Genomic DNA, 16,269 nt, shown 5'->3' with positions numbered 1-16,269 from the left:
CCTCAAACGCGCCATCGCCCGCGAAATATTCGGCCTACTGAAGCCCACACCCAGCCCTTGACAGACATAGGAGCATCGTTCGGTGGCCTTTTCGGTAGTCAATGTCACGTTGAGTGGACTTTTTCGGGTCCCGAATTGGTGCACAGTTGAGGTGCATCTAGTATCTATGTTGTGTCCGAGACGAAATCTGCCGCCGATACGGCGTATGTGACGGTCAAGGAGCTCATCGTCTCGGGGGAACTGCCCGGCGGTGAGCTCGTCAGCGAGGGTGAGATCGCCACCCGACTCGAGATCAGTCGCACACCCGTACGCGAGGCGTTTCTGCGTCTGCAGGTCGAGGGGTGGATGCGGCTCTATCCCAAGCGCGGGGCACTGGTGGTGCCGATCGCGGTGGGTGAGGCCGAGAGCGTCGTCGACGCGCGTCGACTCGTCGAGGCAGGCAGCGTTCGCGCATTCATCGACGACGCTGCGGCTCGCAAACGCGTGGTCGAAGCGCTGCGCGAAAACCTGCAGCTGCAGGAAAAGTTGGCGGTCGACGGTACCGCCGCGCAGTTCAGCGCCGTCGACGCCGACTTCCATCGCACCGTCGTCCATGCGGGCGGCAACCCGTTGCTCGACGCGTTCTACGACGGACTTCGCGAGCGTCAACGCCGGATGACCGCAGCCTCGGTGACGCGTGATCCGGGGCAGATCTCCCGCATCGTCGACGACCATCGCCGACTCGCCGACCTGATCGAGGCGGGAGATGCAGACGGATTCGAGCGGGCCGTCGAACAACACATGCTCGGGGTGCACGGCCTACGACCGGACAAAGGGGGAGCACGATGAGCGAGACGATCACGAACGATCGAGACATCGAGACGACTGCGCGACGCTGGCTGCTGGTGGCGTCGGGCATGTTCGCTGTCGCGTGGGGCGGCAACGAGTTCACGCCGCTGTTGGTGATGTACCGACTCGACCACGGGTTCTCGGCCGTGGTGGTCGATACGTTCCTGTTTGCCTACGTCCTGGGCATCATTCCGGCGATGCTGATCTGCGGACCGCTGTCCGACCGACTCGGTCGACGCCCGATCATGTTGCCCGCTACAGCAATTGCCGCGGCCGGGTCCATTCTGATCGCACTCGGACCGGACAACGCGTACCTGCTCTTCGGTGGTCGCGTGCTCAGCGGTATCGCGCTCGGAATCGGTATGGCCGTGGGCGGCAGCTGGGTCAAGGAACTCTCGAGCCGCGACGCCAACGCCAAACCCGGTGCCGGAGCGCGCCGTGCGGCGATGTCGCTGACCGCGGGCTTCGCCCTCGGTGCCGGAGTTGCCGGTGTGCTCGCGCAGTGGGCACCCTGGCCGACGCACCTCGCCTACAGCGTGCACGTGCTGATCTGCATCGTCGCCGGTATCGGCATGCTGTCGGTTCCCGAAACTCGAACTGCCACAGCGGTATCCAAGAACAAAAAGCTGCTCGACGACCTACGGATTCCGTCCGCATCGCATCGACGGTTCCTGTTCGTGGTGCTCCCGTTGGCCCCGTGGGTGTTCGGTGCCGCGAGCGTCGCCTACGCGGTGCTGCCGTCACTGATGGCCGACGCTCTGGCCGACGAGCCCGGCGGCGGCTATCCCGTCGCCCTGTCTGCCGCGATGGCGGTGATCGCACTCGGTTCCGGCTTCGCGATTCAGGCCGTGGGGCGTCGAATCGACACTCCCGCCAGTGCGCGAGGCGCTCTGGTTGCGCTGACACTGCTGGTTGTCGGCATGGCTGTCGCGGCGTGGGCGGCGTCGGTGCTGACCATTGCCGCAGCCCTGATCGCGGCCGCAGTGCTGGGGTGTGGCTACGGCATGGCGCTGGTCTCGGGTTTGCAAGAGGTGCAACGCATTGCGGGCCCCGATGATCTCGCCGGCCTCACCGCGGTGTTCTATTCGCTGACCTACCTGGGCTTCGCGGTGCCCGCCCTGCTGTCGGCATTGACCGAGACATGGCCCGGCGTGGTCACGTATCCGATCATCTTCGGCTTCGGCGCGGTGATGGCGGCACTGTGTGGCCTGGTGGTGCGGTCGAAAACGTCTGCGCACTTGCCGAGCGCGTAGGGGCGGTTCGGCCCTAGGATCAGCGGCATCATGCTGCAGTCCTCGCGCACGGTCCCGCCGCATCGGGTGCCTCCGACGGTGGCGATCGCGGGTGCCACAGTATGGAACCGGCGTGAGGCGTACTGGTTTCTCGTCGCGGTGATCGTGCCGGCTGCGTGGTGGTCGAGGCATCCCGCTCTGGTGCCCTACGTCTTCGCGATCGTGCTGCTGGGTGCAGTGGTATTTCGCGTCTCAGCGGTAGCAAGATGGATGTCGATGCTGCGGTGGGGAGTCATCGCCGACGTCGAGACCATCGACACCGCTTTGCGCGGCGGTCGCAACCTTCGGCTCGCGCACGCCACCGGCTGGAACGTTCAACGACGTTGGTACACAGGGGTTGTCACCGAATCAACGGTGCGGTACCGGGCCGGGGAAGCGCGCGGCCACCTGTTCGTTCGGGGTCTGCCCTTCACCACCGGCGTGGTGCTGGCGCATTCGAAGAATCCTGGATCGGCCATGGCCATCAGCGACTTCCCCTGCGGTCTGCAACTGGACGGCAGGGGACGCTGGGCTGCGTCGTTCCCGACGGGCTTTTGGCGTCAAGCACTGGCAACGGTAGCGCTGTACGGCTACGCCGTGGCTGGGCTGATGATCTCGCTCGGGTAGCGATGAGGTGAACAGTCAGGTTTGCACCCCAAGGGGTTGACGGCCCCGCCGCCATTTCAATACTTTGGTTAAGGAAATGAGGTGCTGAAACCGAAGGGGAATGATGACCAAGCGCAACGCATCACGCATCGCTACCGGAATCTTCGTCGCCGCAGCAGGACTCGGCTCCATAGTGGGGGCAACAGTTCCTGCGCAAGCACAGACCGTGGATTCGCCCGCCCTCGGAGTCGCCAAAACCAGTGACAGTGACTTCTCTGTGGCGTTGGTCGGCTACGACGTCGCAGTGGCAGACGACGGAACAGCCACGGCAAAAAATATCGAGACAGGTGCGACGGAGTCGCTGCCTACGCGGGCCACCGCCGCAGATGGCAGTCAGGTCGAGGTTCAGTACGCCGTTTCGGGCTCCGCCCTCCGAGTGCACGCGGTGGCGGTGCCCAGCGACGGTGAGGTCACCACGCTGAGTATCGGAAATTGCCTGGCGGGGATCGGGGGAGGTGCGGTGTCCGGGGGCACCGCGGCCGGGCTCGCAGGAGCCGGTGTGGGGACCGTGACGCTCCCGGTCGTGGGTACTGTCGGAGGCGGCTTGGTCGGCGCAATCGGCGGAGCTGTTGGCGGTGGCCTGACCGGTGGAGCAACGTTCTGCTGAGGGAGCGAGCATGAAGTACAACTACTCCGGACCCTGGCCGATTTTCGCGGTGCTGGGCGTCATCGTGTGTTGGGTGCTGTTTCAGGTCGTGGCACTCGATGCGAGTGTCGGCCGTGCCATCGCGTCGCCGATCAATCTTTTCGCGTTGATGTCGGCGGGCTTCTTGACCATCGGCTACGCGCAGAAACGGCGTCGGCGGGTCTGACCGGAGGATCGGCTCCCCAGACTTGGATTCAGGCCTCCGATTGCAGGCTGATATCCGAAACTGGGGAGCCGATTGCCCGCGGGAGCTACGGCAGCGACGGAAGTTGCTTGTCCACCAGCCATGCGTCCCACAGACTTCGGGGGCAACCGAAGCGGGAGGCGAGGTCGGTGAAGTCGGCGGTTGCCACCGTCGAGTAGCGGTACTTGGAGGTCCATTCCTGGATCAATCCGAAGAAGCGCTCGTCTCCGATGGTGCGTCGCACCGCGTGCAGTGCGAGTGCGCCGCGCTTGTAGACGCGGTCGTCGAAGATGCGCGCCGGCCCCGGATCGGTGAGTTGCAGATCCATTGCCAGACCGCGCTGGATGGTGTGCGCTCGCTTGGCCTTGTCGTGAGCCGTTGCGCCGCCGGAGTTCTCGGCCCAGATCCACTCCGAGTAGCACGCGAATCCCTCGTGCAGCCAGATGTCGGCCCACTTGCCGAGCGTCAAGGAATTTCCGAACCACTGGTGCGCCAACTCGTGGGCCACCAGGCGCTCGTAGTACCGGGAACCCGAACAGTGATTGGCTCCGAAGATCGACAGACCCTGCGCCTCGATCGGAATCTCCAGATCGTCGTCGGTCACCACCACGGTGTACGACGCGAAAGGGTAAGGGCCGTAAAGCCTTACGAAGGTATCCATCATCTGCGGCTGACGACCGAAATCGTGATCGAACTGCGCGCGCAGCCGCGGCGGAGTGATCGCCTTCATCGGCACCGGTCCCGGGCTGACGATGCGATGCTCGTACGGACCGATCTGGATGGTGGCGAGGTAGCTGGCCATCGGCTCGGGCTGCTCGTACACCCACGTGGTGCGGCTGGCGCGAGTCTGCTTGCGCACCAACGTTCCGTTGGCCACCGCGTAGTACGGGGAATCGGTGGTGATGGTGATGCCGTAGCTGGCCTTGGACACCGGATGGTCGTCGCACGGAAACCACGACGCAGCGCCGTTGGGTTGGCTGGCGACGAGCGAGCCCTCGGTGAGCTCCTCCCAGCCGACCTCACCCCACAAACCGTTGATGGGCTTCGGGGTTCCGCCGTACGCCACCGTCACCACCAGTGCCGCACCCGACGCGATGGGCTTGGCCGGGGTGATCTTCAGCTTGCCGCGCTGGTGGCTGAACTTCACCGAACGCGATCCGTTGACCGACACCTTCGACACGTTCATCGCCGGGCCGAGATCGAGCGCGAACTTCGACACCGTCGCGGTGGTGGCCGCGGTGATCTTCGCCTTACCCGCCAGCCGGTTGCTCTCGACCTTGTACTCGAGGTCGAGTTCGTAGCGCGAGACGCGATAGCCGCGGTTGCCGTTCTGCGGAAGATACGTATCGATCGGATTGTCACCGGAGTCGACGTCGAACACCGGTGCCACGAGCCTGTCCGGCACGGTAGATCACCCCTCGTTTCGGTCGTCGCGAATACGCGGAAAGGGATCACCCTTGGCCCACGGCGCGATCGGATTGCCCTGCCAACGAGTATGCGCGGGAACCGTATCGCCGCGCATCACCAGGGAGGCAGGCCCCACCGTCGCTCCATCACCTATACCCGATGCAGGCAGCGCGACACAGTGTGGTCCCAGTGTTGCGCCTCTGCCGAGATCGACCGTGTCCATGGACATGATCCGATCATGGAACAGGTGCGTCTGCACAACGCACCCTCGGTTGACCGTCGCACCGTCGGCCAACGTCACCAGATCCGCCTCGGGAAGCCAGTACGTCTCACACCAGACGCCACGGCCGATGTCCGCACCGAGCCACCGCAGCCACATGTTCAGTACCGCGGTGCCCTCGGCGGCGCGCGCGAACCACGGCGCGGCAACGGTCTCGACGAACGTGTCTGCCACCTCGTTGCGCCACACGAACGAACTCCACAGCGGGTGATCGGTCTTGCCGATCCGGCCCACCCACAACCACTTCGCCAACGCCGATACCGCAGCAGCCACGAAACCGGCGACGAGCAGGACGACGCCGCTGAGCAACGCAGCCAACCAGTACCCGACGGCGTCGGCGATGGCGGTGAGTGAGAACAGCACTCCGAGCCCGATGCCGAACGTCACGACGACGGGAATCAACCGGCACGTCTCGACGAACGACCGGGCGACCTTGAGCTTGCGGGGCGGATCGAACGTGCGCGACGAATCCGCACTACCGGCGGCCCGACGCAGCCGCACCGGCGGACTGCCGAGCCACGACGAGCCGGACTTCGCCTTGTCCGGCGTCGCGGACAGCACCGCGACCAGGCCGTTCTTGGGAACGGTTCGCCCGGGCCCGGTCATGCCGGAGTTGCCGAGGAACGCCCGCTTGCCGACTTTGGCGTCGCCCAGATGCATCCAGCCGCCGCCGAGTTCGTAGCTGGCGACCATCGTGTCGTCGGCGAGGAACGCGCCGTCGGCGACGGTGGTGAACTTGGGGATCATCAGCACCGTCGACGCCTCGACGTCCTTGCCGATCTTCGCGCCGAGAAGCCGGAGCCAATGCGGCGTCAACAGAGATGCGTAGAGCGGGAACAGGAAGGTGCGCGCGGAGTCCATCAGGCGTTCGGTGGCCCACACCTGCCAGCCGATGCGGCTGCGCACCGGGTGGTAGCCGCCGACGAGTCCGATGCTGAGCAACCGCACCGCGACTACGGTGATCACCGCGAACACCGCCAACGACACCATCGTCGCGACGGGCAACATCACCAGACCACGTTCGAAGGCGTCGAACACGGAGTCCGCGGTGTGAATCCACCAGCCCATCAGCACCAGGCTGACGCCGATCGAGAACAGTGCCATGCCGGACAGGAACAGCGACGCGACGCCGTACGCGAACACCCATTTCGTCGCGCGCGGTGGCGTTTCCGCGGGCCACGGATGATCTGCCTTGCCGACCTTCTGAGCCGGCGAACCGGACCACATCTGACCGGCCTTCACCCGTCCGACGACGGCGGAGCCTGCCGTGACGACGGCGTTCTTGCCGACCTTGGTGCCGGGCAACAGTGTCGAGCGGGCACCGACGGTGGCACCGGCACCGATCTCGACGCCGCCGATGTAGACGAGATCTCCGTCGATCCAATGTCCGGACAGATCCACCTCGGGCTCGATGGAGCAGCCGTCGCCCAGCTCGAGCATGCCGGTGACCGGCGGCATCGTGTGCAGGTCGACACCCTTGCCGATCTTGGCGCCAAGAGCCCGCGCGTAGTAGACCATCCACGGTGCGCCCGAAAGGTTCGACGCACCACTGGCATCGGTCAATCTCGTTGCTGCCCACAGCCTGATGTGCATGCTCCCGCCGCGTCGATACGCGCCGGGTTTCAAGCCCGCCAGCAGGATGCGAGATCCGATCACCGAGATCGCCATCCGGCCGACCGGAGTGATGAACAGGACGAACGCCACGAGCACCCACCACCACGACAGCGTCGGAGCCCAGGGCACGTCGCCGAACCAGGACATGACGTTGAACAGCAGCCCGAGCCAGGTGACCCACTGCAATCCGGTCAGGGTGGTCAACGGAACCGTTGCCGCGATCTGCGCCCACTGCGCGGTACGCGACGTCGGGGCCACGTCACGAGGAACGGCCTCGACGACAGGCTTCAGATCGTCGAGATACTGCGCCAGTGAACCCAGCCGGGGGTGGTCGTAGAGCTGTGCGACGGTGATCTCGGGGAACCGTTCGCGCAACGCCGTCACCAACTGAGCGGCCGACAGCGAACCGCCGCCGTTGGCGAAGAAATCGGCGTTCTCGTCGGAAACCTGCGCGCCAAGGATGTTGGTCCACAATTCGGCCACCCACCCCGCCGTGCCGCCGAGCGCAGACGCGCCCGCCATACCGGGCAGGGGCCACGGCAGCGCGTTGCGGTCGACCTTGCCCGAAGTGCGCGTTGGCATCTCGTCCACCAGCGCAAGCCTGGGCACCAATGCCGCGGGCAACTGCTCGGCGAGCAATTCGCGTGCGGCTTCGAGATCGAAATCTGGATTCGTGCTGGCGAGATATCCGACCAGCACCGAGTTACCGGCAGCGGTCTTGCGGATGGCGGCCGCCGCGCCGCCGACGCCCGGAAGTGCTTGCAGCGCATTGTCTATCTCACCGAGCTCGATGCGTCGACCGCCGAGCTTGACCTGATCGTCGGCGCGACCCTGGAACAAGAGCCCTTCGAGCTCGAGCTTGACCAGATCGCCGCTGCGGTACGCCCGGTCCCACCCCAGAGAGGGCATGGGCGCGTACTTCTCGGCGTCCTTGGCCGGATCGAGATACCGAGCGAGTCCGACGCCGCCGATGACCAACTCACCGACTTCGCCGACCTGTACCGGGGTGCCCGACGCATCGACCACGGCCAGATCCCATCCGTCCAACGGCAATCCGATGCGGACGGGCCCCTTCCCGTCCATGATCGCCGCGCACGCGACGACCGTTGCCTCGGTGGGGCCGTACGTGTTCCAGACCTCGCGGCCCTCGACGGCGAGCCGCTCGGCCAGTTCCGGCGGGCACGCCTCGCCGCCGAAGATGAGCAACCGCACCGCTTCCAGAGCCACCGCGGGCCACAGCGACGCGAGGGTGGGCACCGTCGAGACGACACTGATGTCGCGGGAGACGAGCCACGGGCCCAGATCGAAACCGGACCGCACCAGCGACCTGGGTGCCGGAACCAGACACGCACCGTGCCGCCACGCCAGCCACATCTCCTCGCACGACGCGTCGAACGCCACCGACAGACCGGCCAGCACTCGATCCCCTGGGCCGAGTGGATCCTTCTGCAAAAACATGCGGGCCTCGGCGTCGACGAACGCCGCCGCATTGCGATGACTGACCGCGACACCCTTGGGGGTGCCCGTCGAACCCGAGGTGAAGATGACCCACGCGTCGTCCTCGGGAGTCGGCGGCAGTGGGTCGGTCTCGGGAAGGGCGTCCTGCTTGGGAGCAGTACCGGCCGCGATGCCGCCCGCCGTGACGATGGCCGTCACCTTCGCCTCACCGAAGACCAACTCGGCCCGCTCCTCGGGATCGTCCGCGTCCACCGGCACGTACGCGGCACCGACCGCGAGGATCGACAGGATCGCGACATAGAGGGAGAAGGAACCCGACGGCATGCGGATGCCGACGCGGTCGCCGCGCCTGACGCCGGCATCGGCGAGCCACTGCGCGCCCTCGGCGATGTCGTCCAACAACTCGGAGTAGCTGACCGAGACAGCACCGTCGTCGATGGCGGGGGCGTCGGGAAAACGATGAGCGGTATCACGGAGAACGTCGATGAGCGTCCGGGCAGGAGGGGCGAGCGACGAGCGAAGAAACGCCGCCGGTGCAGGCGCGGTGTCCGCGCTCGAACCCGGCAGATCGTTCTCTTGATGCACAGACAACCGGGCGTCCTTCTCGTTCGTTGGCAAGTGACTCTGTGGTGCTGGGACTCTGTGCCGCTGGGGAGCAGCGCCGTTGGTTATCTCACGTTCTGTTTGCCAGCAGGTGAACGAGCGCTCCTTCCCACCGCGGGAATCCTACTGCTGCCCACGCGTGAGTTCCGGCTTGACAAAACCGCAGCGGGTTTGCCAGTGTCTTCTCCACGGTCACGAGTACCAGCGTCAAGCCCCGGCTCGCTGGTCGGCAACCCTCCTCCGCGGTGGGGTGCTCCGGGTGACGACCAGGCTGATGCCGGAAAACCGGCGCGGCAAGCGCGGACTCGTTCACCACATCCTTCGGTTGCGGGTCCCTCGAACGTGAGGGCTTGATCTGTCATGACATCTGTACTTTCCCGCCCCTGTGCTCCTTTTGCCCCTGTTTCGGGCACGGATCTGCAGGTACCCCTGGTGCAGGGCGGCACCTGCACCTACGCCAATTTCGACTACGCTGCCAGCGCACCGGCTTTGACGGCGGTGACCGATCGGATCGCGGAACTGCTGCCGTTCTACTCCAGTGTTCATCGCGGTGCCGGCTACGCCTCACGGGTCTGCACGGCAGCGTACGAGAAGGCGCGGGTGACCGTCGCCGATTTCATTGGTGCGCAGTCGGATTCGGTGGTGGTGTTCACCCGGAACACCACCGATTCGCTGAACCTGTTGGCCGCATGCGTGCCGGGTGAGACCGTGGTGCTCGACATCGAACACCACGCGAACCTGCTGCCGTGGCGTGACCGACGAGTGGTGGTGGCTGCGTCGACCCTGGCCGAGACCATCGCCCGCCTCGACGCCGAACTCGCCGCGAAACCTGCTGCTCTGCTTGCGATCACGGGCGCATCGAACGTCACCGGAGAAGTTCTGCCGATCGCGGAACTCGCGGCACTGGCGCATCGGCACGGCGCACGCATCGCGGTGGACGGTGCCCAGCTGGTTCCACATCGGCGGGTCGACATCGCCGCACTCGGGGTGGACTACCTCGCCTTCTCCGGACACAAGCTCTACGCCCCGTTCGGCGCGGGAGTGCTTGTGGGCAGGCGTGATTGGCTCGACCTCGGTGAGCCCCACCTGGCCGGCGGTGGCGCGGTACGTAGCGTGCGCATCGACCACACCGATTGGGCTCCTGCACCGCAGCGGCACGAGGCGGGCACCCCCAACGTGCTCGGGGTTGCCGCATTGGCTGCGGCCTGCGAGGCCATTGCCGGATTCGACGATGCCGAGCTGCAGGCGCACGAGCGCGAACTGTCGTCCCGCCTGCGCGACGGGCTGGCCGCACTGGACGGCGTCGAGCAGCTGAAGGTGTGGGCCGACGCGACCGACAGCGTCGGCATCGTCACCTTCACCGTCGCCGGACGTGACCCCGGTGAGGTCGCCGCGTACCTCTCCGCCGAACACGGAATCGGCGTGCGGGACGGGAAGTTCTGCGCGCACCCACTGCTGAGCAGGCTGGGGCATGCGGCCGGAGCGGTTCGGGCCAGCATCGGCCTCGGCAGCTCGTTCGCCGATGTGGACCGACTCGTCGACGCACTCGCCGCCCTGGTCGAATCGGGACCGAACTGGCACTACGCAGAGGATGCCGGCTGGTGGAACCCCGTACCCGACCCGCGACCCTTCCCCGAGCTGGCCGATGGCGCCGCCGGGGTTGGATCCCCGTGCACCCCCGCAGACAGTTAGCATGGCGTCATGACCGTGAGTGTCGTATGGGCGGGCAACCGCCACTGGTGCAACAGATATGTGGATCTGTGCCGCACTGCGTCCGGGTCGTGTTCGAGTTCGGCTCCGCTCCGACCGAATGCCACCGACTGAAGAATCAGGACCACCACTCATGTCGCACAACTTCACCCGCGTCGCCGTCGAATTCTCTGCGGGTTGGACCGAACTGACCGCCGCTCCCGAGACGGATGTAGTCCGAATCCAGGCCTCCGACCTGCGGGAATCCCAGCAGCAACGCGCGCGGATCCGCGCCGAGGCAGTCGACCGCGGCGAATCTGCCGACAGCACAGCAGTGTTTCTCGACCTCGAGATCCACATCGCGGCCGATGCCAGGACGGCCCGTCGGGAATTTGCCGCACTGGATGCGCCGAGCAGTCCGTCGTCGATCCGTTACGTCGGAACACCGGCGGGACTGGCCAGTTTGATCTCCGACGTCACCGCGGCCGATGTGGCCGACGGCGTGACATTGACGGTGCTCGGCGACATCGCTCGCCAGTCGGTTCTCATCAACAACGGAGTACTGCCGCTGCTGGAATCCCGCGGGACCCGACTCGACATCGACGTCGTCGACGCGGTCCTCGGCGCCCCGATCGCCCCGACTCTCGCGTCCTGAGGATTCGCGTCCTCGGGACGTGCGCGTGGGTCAGGTGACGTCGATCGCCAGACCCGCAGTGATGCGCACCAACTCGGTGAACGTGGACCTGAAGATCGTGTTGGTGTGACCGGCGGCCGCCCACACCTCTGAGTAGCCGGCCAGATCCTGGTCGACGAACGTATCGAGGTTGGTGGGGTGGCCGACCGGGGCGATCCCACCGATCGGCTGGCCGGTGGCATGCTTGGCCGTGTCCAGAGGCGCGCGCGTCAACACGCCGCCGAGACGCTCGCCGGTGTGCTCGAGATGAACGTTGTGGGCACCGGAGACGAGCAGCAGCACCGGCTCGTCGCCCAGTAGAAACACCATCGACTTCACGATCGCGCCCACGTCGACGCCCAGTGCCGCAGCAGCATCGGCGGCAGTGTGTGTGCCCTCCGGACTGCTGACCACCACCCCGTGATGACCACGTGAAATCAGCGTGTCGGCAACATGGGCTGCATTCGGATGAAGTAGCCGGGACATGAACCAACCCTATTGCCCCGCGACCGTTTACGCCGCTCTATCCCTGGGTCGTTCCTGCAGGCTCCACTCCCGCGAGATCACCGAACAGTCTCAATCGAGCCATGCCACCGTCCGGGAAGATGTCCATCCGAACCTCCGAGACCGGGGTCTCGTGGTCGAGTACGAAGCGATGGCGGGTGTCGGGCTGCAACGTCGTTCGCGGCAACAGCTCGATCCACTCGCCCTCACCGAGCCGTCCGCGCAGTGACGCCGCGCCAGGGGCGTTGCCGAGGAAGCAGGTGGTGTCGAGCTCGGCGAGGCGAACGAGCCCGCTGCCTGCCAGCTGAACCTGAACCCAGTCGTTCGCGTCGTTGCGTCGCCGCGAGGTCTCCCAACCCTCACCCATCGACCGCGGCGGGCCGGGGAACAGGAGATTGTTGGGGGAGCTGTAGAACATGTTGGAACACGCCGAGACGTAGGCACCGTTCTCGAGCGCAGCGAGGTCGACCGGCCCGGCCGCGAGGAACTCGGGATCGGGCTTGCCGCGGCCCAGTACCCGCAACCGCGCCACTCCGCCGTCCGGATAGATCGACAGTTTCACGTGCGTCCACCGCGCGTCGGAGGCGACGGCGAACCTGTTCTCACTGTCGCCGTCGACCGGGCTGCGCGCGACGATGGTGGTCCACTCGGTCTGCGTGCGCAGCTCGTCCGGGGACGGGAAGCCCTGCACCTCGGCGGCCTCGACCGAAATCTCCGGCGGGTAGTTTCCGGTGAACCACGAGGTGTCGACGACGATTGCCGAGACGACACCCGGTGCGCCGAGACGCACGATGGCCTCGTCGTAGCCGGGCTCGCGTCGCCGACGCGTCTCCCACCCGTCGTAGATCTGACCCTTGTGCCCGAACGTCGCGGTCGAATAGTCGGCCTTGCCGGGACTGACGAGATTCTCCTTCTCCGCGAACGTCTCGTCGTTCGCCCACACGACTGCGCCTCCGAGAGTGCGGACAGCGAGATCGGGCAGAGGCAGCGGGAAGGTGGAGGTCATGGGATCACACTTTACTGGTCTCGCGTGAGCTCATCGGGTTGTGTGCAGACCGACGCCGCAGAGCCGCCGCGACCATCAGTAGCGCGCCGATCACGATGTAGAGCGTCAGGCCGAGTGCGGGTTGCCCCAGTCCGGTGCCGGAGAAGTACACGATGCTGCGTACGCCCTCGGTGCCGATGCCAGGGGTGATCCACCGACCGATCGAGGCGTAGAGCGACGGCAGTACATCGGCCCCGAAAGCGCCTCCTGCACTGGGGTTTCCGAGGATGACGAACAGCACGATGGCGGCGGGCACCGCCGCGACACCGATCAGGGCGCGCAGGCCCATGGTGAACAGTCCGGTGGCGAAGACGACCCCGGTTCCCAGCAGGGTCAGCGGAAACCAATGGCCGGCAAAGGTTTCCAGTACATGGGTGGTGAGGAATGCTCCGAGAGCGCCGGAAGCGAGGGAGTACACCGCGAGAATGCCGACGTGCATCCAGGTTTCGCGGCGCGAGGTCGGTGCCCCGATCAGCAATCCGAATGCGGCAGCCAGAAGGTAGCCGCCGACGACCCAGCCGACCGAGAGATAGAAACCGGACAGCCCTCGGTTGTCGTGCACACCGACCGGGATCTCGTCGCGGACCACGAACTGGCGGCCCTGGGCGGCGTCGACCTCGGTGAAGATCGATTCCAGCGCGGTGGCTTCGGAGCTCCCTGCTGCGCTGGCGGTGATCAGTGTGTCCGTTCCGTTCGCGCCGACGATATAGGCCCCGATGATGTCCCTGTCGCGGAGCAACGAACGGACCTCGGCGGTATCGGCCGCGGTGCGTGCCTCGAGTGGGGCACCGTCGATGGCGTTCAGGCGATCGGTCGTCTGCTGGTCCAGCCCCTCGGGGAGGCCGGCTTCGGTCACCACCGCGATGGGGATCGTATGCGGAGTCGGCTGATGAAACGCCGAGACGTAGCTGAGGATGAAGCCGAGCTGAAGTATCAGCACCGCGGCGGCGAGCAGTGACATCTTGCGCATGGGTGACTCCTGAATCTTGTCGATACCCGAGGTATTCAATACTCTAGGTATCGTGAATGCCGACGAGCAAGAAAAGTGGGGGTCGACACAGTCGCAGCGACGACCGCAGCGTGCCGACGTTCGAGACCGACTGCTCGCCGCCGCAGCGGACGAGTTCACCGAAAACGGCTATGCCGCAGCCAAACTCACCGACATTGCGGACCGTGCCGGCTTCACCAAGGGGGCCGTCTACTCCAATTTCGAGTCCAAGCAAGCGCTGTTCGCCGAGCTGCTGGCCAGGCGGTCCCTCGACCTCGCGGCCCGCGTTCTGGCTCACATTTCCGATCTGGACCCCGGCGCGGCAGCCGGAGCGGGCGGCGGAGAGATCGCGTCGTGGGTGGTCGCCGAACCCCGCTGGCCGCTGCTGACCGTCGAATTCGGGATTCTCGCCGGACGCGACCCGGCCGTCGCGGAGCGCTATCGCACCGACCGTCGAGCACTGCGGCGCGAGCTCGAACGCCTCATCGCCGAGCGAGCGGACGACTGGGGAGTCGGCGAGAAGTTCGATGCCCGACGCCTCGCGACGTCACTGGCGGCCTTGATCTCCGGATTGGCCGTCGAACATTCGGTGGATCCGGAGGAAATCGACGAGGGAGTCATTGCCGACGCGGTCTCCGAACTGTTCGCGGGAGCGATAGCTAGGGCACATCTCGATTGAGGGACACGGCACCGGGTAACCGGGACAGATGAATGCTCAGAATCCCGATCCCGACGTCACCGCAGGACTCGAAGCGGGTGGCAGCGTCACGCCAGGAGACACCCCGCCCGCCGAAACGGGAGTCGGCGGCCCCAATCACGAACCGCCGCAGCGCAGCCGTGTCATGCCGATCCTCATCATCGGTGTGGTGGCCTTGCTGGCGATCCTGATCGCCGGTGGACTGATCGGTCGCGTCGTCGGTCTGTTCGGCTGATCCCGGGTCGGCGGCCCGTCCGTACTCGGCGAACGATCAGTACTGCGGCCAGCCGCCCTCGGGCCCGAGCAGGCGATCCAATCGAATGTGGTTGATCTTCGCCAGCTCGTCGCGCATGATCTTGCGTTCGGTCCGATCGTCGTTGTCGAGTCGATGGCCCAGATCCACCAGGATGTCGCGCGGCTCGAAGCCCTCGGGCTCGAACAACCCGCTCCAGATGTACGGATAGCCGAACCGCTCGCAGTACGCGCGCGCCGCGGTCACCAGAGCGCCTCGCGTATCCGCGTCCATGGCTGCGCACACCTTGCTCGGCTCGGGACGCGTCGCGGCCAACATGTCCATGTCGCCGTCCGACAGCTCCGCCAGTTCCGCGTCGGCTGCCGAGAACAGCTCTACCCGCGAGCGATACCTGCGGCCGTCCGCCACCCTGGACGCCCACGCCACCGAGCAACAACACTCGTACAACGCATGCACCGCCTTGCGGCGCGGCAGATCGTTGAACGTCTCCAGGCCGAGTCCCTGATGCATCAGCATGGATAGATGGTGAGCCTCATTCGGCGTATGCACCAGAGCTGAGCAGGGACTTAGCGCAGACGTTACGCGCCGTAACATGCGGTGCGGGATGGGCGACTCTGCCGCTAGGCTCGCAGGCATGACGGAACGAACCTGGAAAGCCTTCTCCGTGGAGATCGCCGACCACATCGCGCAAGTGACCCTCCTCGGACCGGGCAAGGGCAACGCCATGGGCCCGGACTTCTGGAGCGAGAGCCCCGAGCTGTTCGCTCAGCTCGACGCCGATCCCGAGGTTCGTGCAGTCGTGCTCGCGGGCTCGGGCAAGAACTTCACCTACGGACTCGACCTCGCCGCGATGGCAGGAACCTTCGGTCCGCTCATGGCGGACAAGGCACTGGCCGGTCCCCGAACGACGTTCCACGACACCATCAAGACGATGCAGAAGGCCATCAACGCCGTGGCGGACTGCCGCAAGCCCGTCGTCGCGGCCGTGCAGGGCTGGTGCATCGGCGGTGGCGTCGACCTCATCACCGCCGCGGACGTGCGCTACGCCAGTGCCGACGCGAAGTTCAGCGTGCGCGAGGTGCGGGTCGCGATCGTCGCGGACATGGGGTCGTTGGCTCGACTGCCCGCGATCATCGGCGATGGGCACATGCGTGAGCTGGCACTGACGGGCAAGGACATCGACGCCGCGCGCGCCGAGAAGATCGGCCTGGTCAACGACGTGTTCGAGGATCACGACGCCGCCCTCGCCGCTGCTCGCGAATGCGCCGCCGCCATCGCCGCCAATCCGCCCCTGGTGGTGCAGGGCATCAAGACCGTGTTGGATCATTCCCGATCCTCCAGTGTCGACGATTCCCTGCGCTACGTCGCGGCCTGGAACGCCGCCTTCCTCGCCTCGCACGACCTCACCGAGGCGATCACCTCGGTGTTCGAGAAGCGACCGGCGCAGTTCACCGGTAACTGAC

Annotated in this window: 16 protein-coding genes and 1 riboswitch; of the genes, 10 read left to right on the top strand and 6 right to left on the bottom strand. The window is 66.1% G+C overall.

What is annotated here, in order from left to right; all coding sequences use genetic code 11:
- Positions 1 to 171: 171 nt before the first annotated feature.
- The 5 genes from R4P47_RS21800 to R4P47_RS21780 all read left to right on the top strand — a co-directional run bounded on the left by R4P47_RS21800 (position 172) and on the right by R4P47_RS21780 (position 3,577).
- Complete coding sequence (locus R4P47_RS21800; protein ID WP_317785709.1) at positions 172 to 828, top strand: GntR family transcriptional regulator; 657 nt, start codon at positions 172 to 174, stop codon at positions 826 to 828.
- A complete protein-coding gene (locus R4P47_RS21795) occupies positions 825 to 2,081 on the top strand; it encodes an MFS transporter (RefSeq protein WP_269595918.1) in 1,257 nt (418 codons plus the stop codon). The genes R4P47_RS21800 and R4P47_RS21795 overlap by 4 nt, the downstream gene beginning before the upstream one ends.
- Before the next feature lie 30 nt (positions 2,082 to 2,111).
- The gene (locus tag R4P47_RS21790) at positions 2,112 to 2,726 is read left to right on the top strand and encodes a hypothetical protein (RefSeq protein ID WP_317785708.1); all 615 of its coding nucleotides are present in this window, start codon (positions 2,112 to 2,114) and stop codon (positions 2,724 to 2,726) included.
- Positions 2,727 to 2,829: 103 nt separating this feature from the next.
- A complete protein-coding gene (locus R4P47_RS21785) occupies positions 2,830 to 3,372 on the top strand; it encodes a hypothetical protein (RefSeq protein ID WP_317785707.1) in 543 nt (180 codons plus the stop codon).
- A gap of 10 nt (positions 3,373 to 3,382) precedes the next feature.
- On the top strand, positions 3,383 to 3,577 hold the full coding sequence (locus R4P47_RS21780) for a hypothetical protein (protein WP_094640899.1): 195 nt from the start codon (positions 3,383 to 3,385) through the stop codon (positions 3,575 to 3,577).
- Positions 3,578 to 3,662: 85 nt separating this feature from the next.
- On the opposite strand, the gene R4P47_RS21775 is transcribed toward R4P47_RS21780, so the two are convergent.
- Together R4P47_RS21775 and R4P47_RS21770 are read right to left on the bottom strand one after the other, a co-directional pair.
- The gene (locus tag R4P47_RS21775; RefSeq protein ID WP_317785706.1) at positions 3,663 to 5,000 is read right to left on the bottom strand and encodes a M1 family metallopeptidase; all 1,338 of its coding nucleotides are present in this window, start codon (positions 4,998 to 5,000) and stop codon (positions 3,663 to 3,665) included.
- 6 nt (positions 5,001 to 5,006) lie between these two features.
- Entirely contained in the window at positions 5,007 to 8,939 is a 3,933-nt protein-coding gene (locus R4P47_RS21770; protein ID WP_317785713.1) for a Pls/PosA family non-ribosomal peptide synthetase, read from the bottom strand.
- A 208-nt stretch (positions 8,940 to 9,147) separates the two neighbouring features.
- Positions 9,148 to 9,263: riboswitch (SAM riboswitch) on the top strand.
- Positions 9,264 to 9,317: 54 nt separating this feature from the next.
- On the opposite strand from R4P47_RS21770, the gene R4P47_RS21765 reads away from it, so the two are divergent.
- Together R4P47_RS21765 and R4P47_RS21760 are read left to right on the top strand one after the other, a co-directional pair.
- Positions 9,318 to 10,649 (top strand): aminotransferase class V-fold PLP-dependent enzyme, encoded by a 1,332-nt coding sequence (locus tag R4P47_RS21765; protein ID WP_317785705.1) that lies wholly within the window; start codon positions 9,318 to 9,320, stop codon positions 10,647 to 10,649.
- A gap of 151 nt (positions 10,650 to 10,800) precedes the next feature.
- Positions 10,801 to 11,301, top strand: a complete 501-nt coding sequence (locus R4P47_RS21760; protein ID WP_317785704.1) for a hypothetical protein — start codon at positions 10,801 to 10,803, stop codon at positions 11,299 to 11,301.
- A 30-nt stretch (positions 11,302 to 11,331) separates the two neighbouring features.
- Here R4P47_RS21760 and R4P47_RS21755 read toward each other — a convergent pair whose 3' ends face one another.
- Genes R4P47_RS21755 through R4P47_RS21745 form a run of 3 tightly spaced genes read right to left on the bottom strand, consistent with a single transcriptional unit; the run spans position 11,332 to position 13,838 of the window.
- Positions 11,332 to 11,805, bottom strand: a complete 474-nt coding sequence (locus R4P47_RS21755) for a YbaK/EbsC family protein (protein WP_068053615.1) — start codon at positions 11,803 to 11,805, stop codon at positions 11,332 to 11,334.
- 37 nt (positions 11,806 to 11,842) lie between these two features.
- Positions 11,843 to 12,829 (bottom strand): allantoicase, encoded by a 987-nt coding sequence (alc, locus tag R4P47_RS21750; RefSeq protein ID WP_317785703.1) that lies wholly within the window; start codon positions 12,827 to 12,829, stop codon positions 11,843 to 11,845.
- A gap of 4 nt (positions 12,830 to 12,833) precedes the next feature.
- Positions 12,834 to 13,838, bottom strand: coding sequence for a hypothetical protein (locus R4P47_RS21745; RefSeq protein WP_317785702.1), 1,005 nt, complete (start codon positions 13,836 to 13,838; stop codon positions 12,834 to 12,836).
- A 52-nt stretch (positions 13,839 to 13,890) separates the two neighbouring features.
- Between R4P47_RS21745 and R4P47_RS21740 the strand changes: the two genes are divergently transcribed.
- Together R4P47_RS21740 and R4P47_RS21735 are read left to right on the top strand one after the other, a co-directional pair.
- Positions 13,891 to 14,535 carry a TetR/AcrR family transcriptional regulator gene (locus tag R4P47_RS21740; RefSeq protein WP_179271959.1) on the top strand — a complete coding sequence of 215 codons (645 nt, stop codon included), beginning with the start codon at positions 13,891 to 13,893 and terminating at the stop codon, positions 14,533 to 14,535.
- Between the two features lie 28 nt (positions 14,536 to 14,563).
- Positions 14,564 to 14,788: a DUF6480 family protein gene (locus tag R4P47_RS21735; RefSeq protein ID WP_068283967.1), complete on the top strand. Its 225-nt coding sequence runs from the start codon at positions 14,564 to 14,566 to the stop codon at positions 14,786 to 14,788.
- Positions 14,789 to 14,824: 36 nt separating this feature from the next.
- Here R4P47_RS21735 and R4P47_RS21730 read toward each other — a convergent pair whose 3' ends face one another.
- A complete protein-coding gene (locus R4P47_RS21730) occupies positions 14,825 to 15,322 on the bottom strand; it encodes a 2-oxo-4-hydroxy-4-carboxy-5-ureidoimidazoline decarboxylase (protein ID WP_317785701.1) in 498 nt (165 codons plus the stop codon).
- A gap of 118 nt (positions 15,323 to 15,440) precedes the next feature.
- Between R4P47_RS21730 and R4P47_RS21725 the strand changes: the two genes are divergently transcribed.
- Positions 15,441 to 16,268 (top strand): crotonase/enoyl-CoA hydratase family protein, encoded by an 828-nt coding sequence (locus R4P47_RS21725; RefSeq protein ID WP_068053633.1) that lies wholly within the window; start codon positions 15,441 to 15,443, stop codon positions 16,266 to 16,268.
- The last annotated feature ends 1 nt before the right edge of the window (position 16,269 follow it).

The sequence above is a fragment of the Rhodococcus sp. IEGM 1370 genome (assembly GCF_033142325.1).
Lineage (GTDB): Bacteria > Actinomycetota > Actinomycetes > Mycobacteriales > Mycobacteriaceae > Rhodococcoides.
Note: the sequence above shows the minus strand (reverse complement) of the source record. Positions and strands in the feature narration are given on the sequence as shown.

Bases quoted from the DNA above. Each gene is read 5' to 3' on its own strand.
- R4P47_RS21795 (WP_269595918.1), top strand. From the start codon at position 825: ATGAGCGAGACGATCACGAACGATCGAGACATCGAGACGACTGCGCGA.
- R4P47_RS21790 (WP_317785708.1), top strand. From the start codon at position 2,112: ATGCTGCAGTCCTCGCGCACGGTCCCGCCGCATCGGGTGCCTCCGACG.
- R4P47_RS21785 (WP_317785707.1), top strand. From the start codon at position 2,830: ATGACCAAGCGCAACGCATCACGCATCGCTACCGGAATCTTCGTCGCC.
- R4P47_RS21780 (WP_094640899.1), top strand. From the start codon at position 3,383: ATGAAGTACAACTACTCCGGACCCTGGCCGATTTTCGCGGTGCTGGGC.
- R4P47_RS21765 (WP_317785705.1), top strand. From the start codon at position 9,318: ATGACATCTGTACTTTCCCGCCCCTGTGCTCCTTTTGCCCCTGTTTCG.
- R4P47_RS21760 (WP_317785704.1), top strand. From the start codon at position 10,801: ATGTCGCACAACTTCACCCGCGTCGCCGTCGAATTCTCTGCGGGTTGG.
- R4P47_RS21755 (WP_068053615.1), bottom strand. From the start codon at position 11,805: ATGTCCCGGCTACTTCATCCGAATGCAGCCCATGTTGCCGACACGCTG.
- alc (WP_317785703.1), bottom strand. From the start codon at position 12,829: ATGACCTCCACCTTCCCGCTGCCTCTGCCCGATCTCGCTGTCCGCACT.
- R4P47_RS21745 (WP_317785702.1), bottom strand. From the start codon at position 13,838: ATGCGCAAGATGTCACTGCTCGCCGCCGCGGTGCTGATACTTCAGCTC.
- R4P47_RS21735 (WP_068283967.1), top strand. From the start codon at position 14,564: ATGAATGCTCAGAATCCCGATCCCGACGTCACCGCAGGACTCGAAGCG.
- R4P47_RS21730 (WP_317785701.1), bottom strand. From the start codon at position 15,322: ATGCTGATGCATCAGGGACTCGGCCTGGAGACGTTCAACGATCTGCCG.
- R4P47_RS21725 (WP_068053633.1), top strand. From the start codon at position 15,441: ATGACGGAACGAACCTGGAAAGCCTTCTCCGTGGAGATCGCCGACCAC.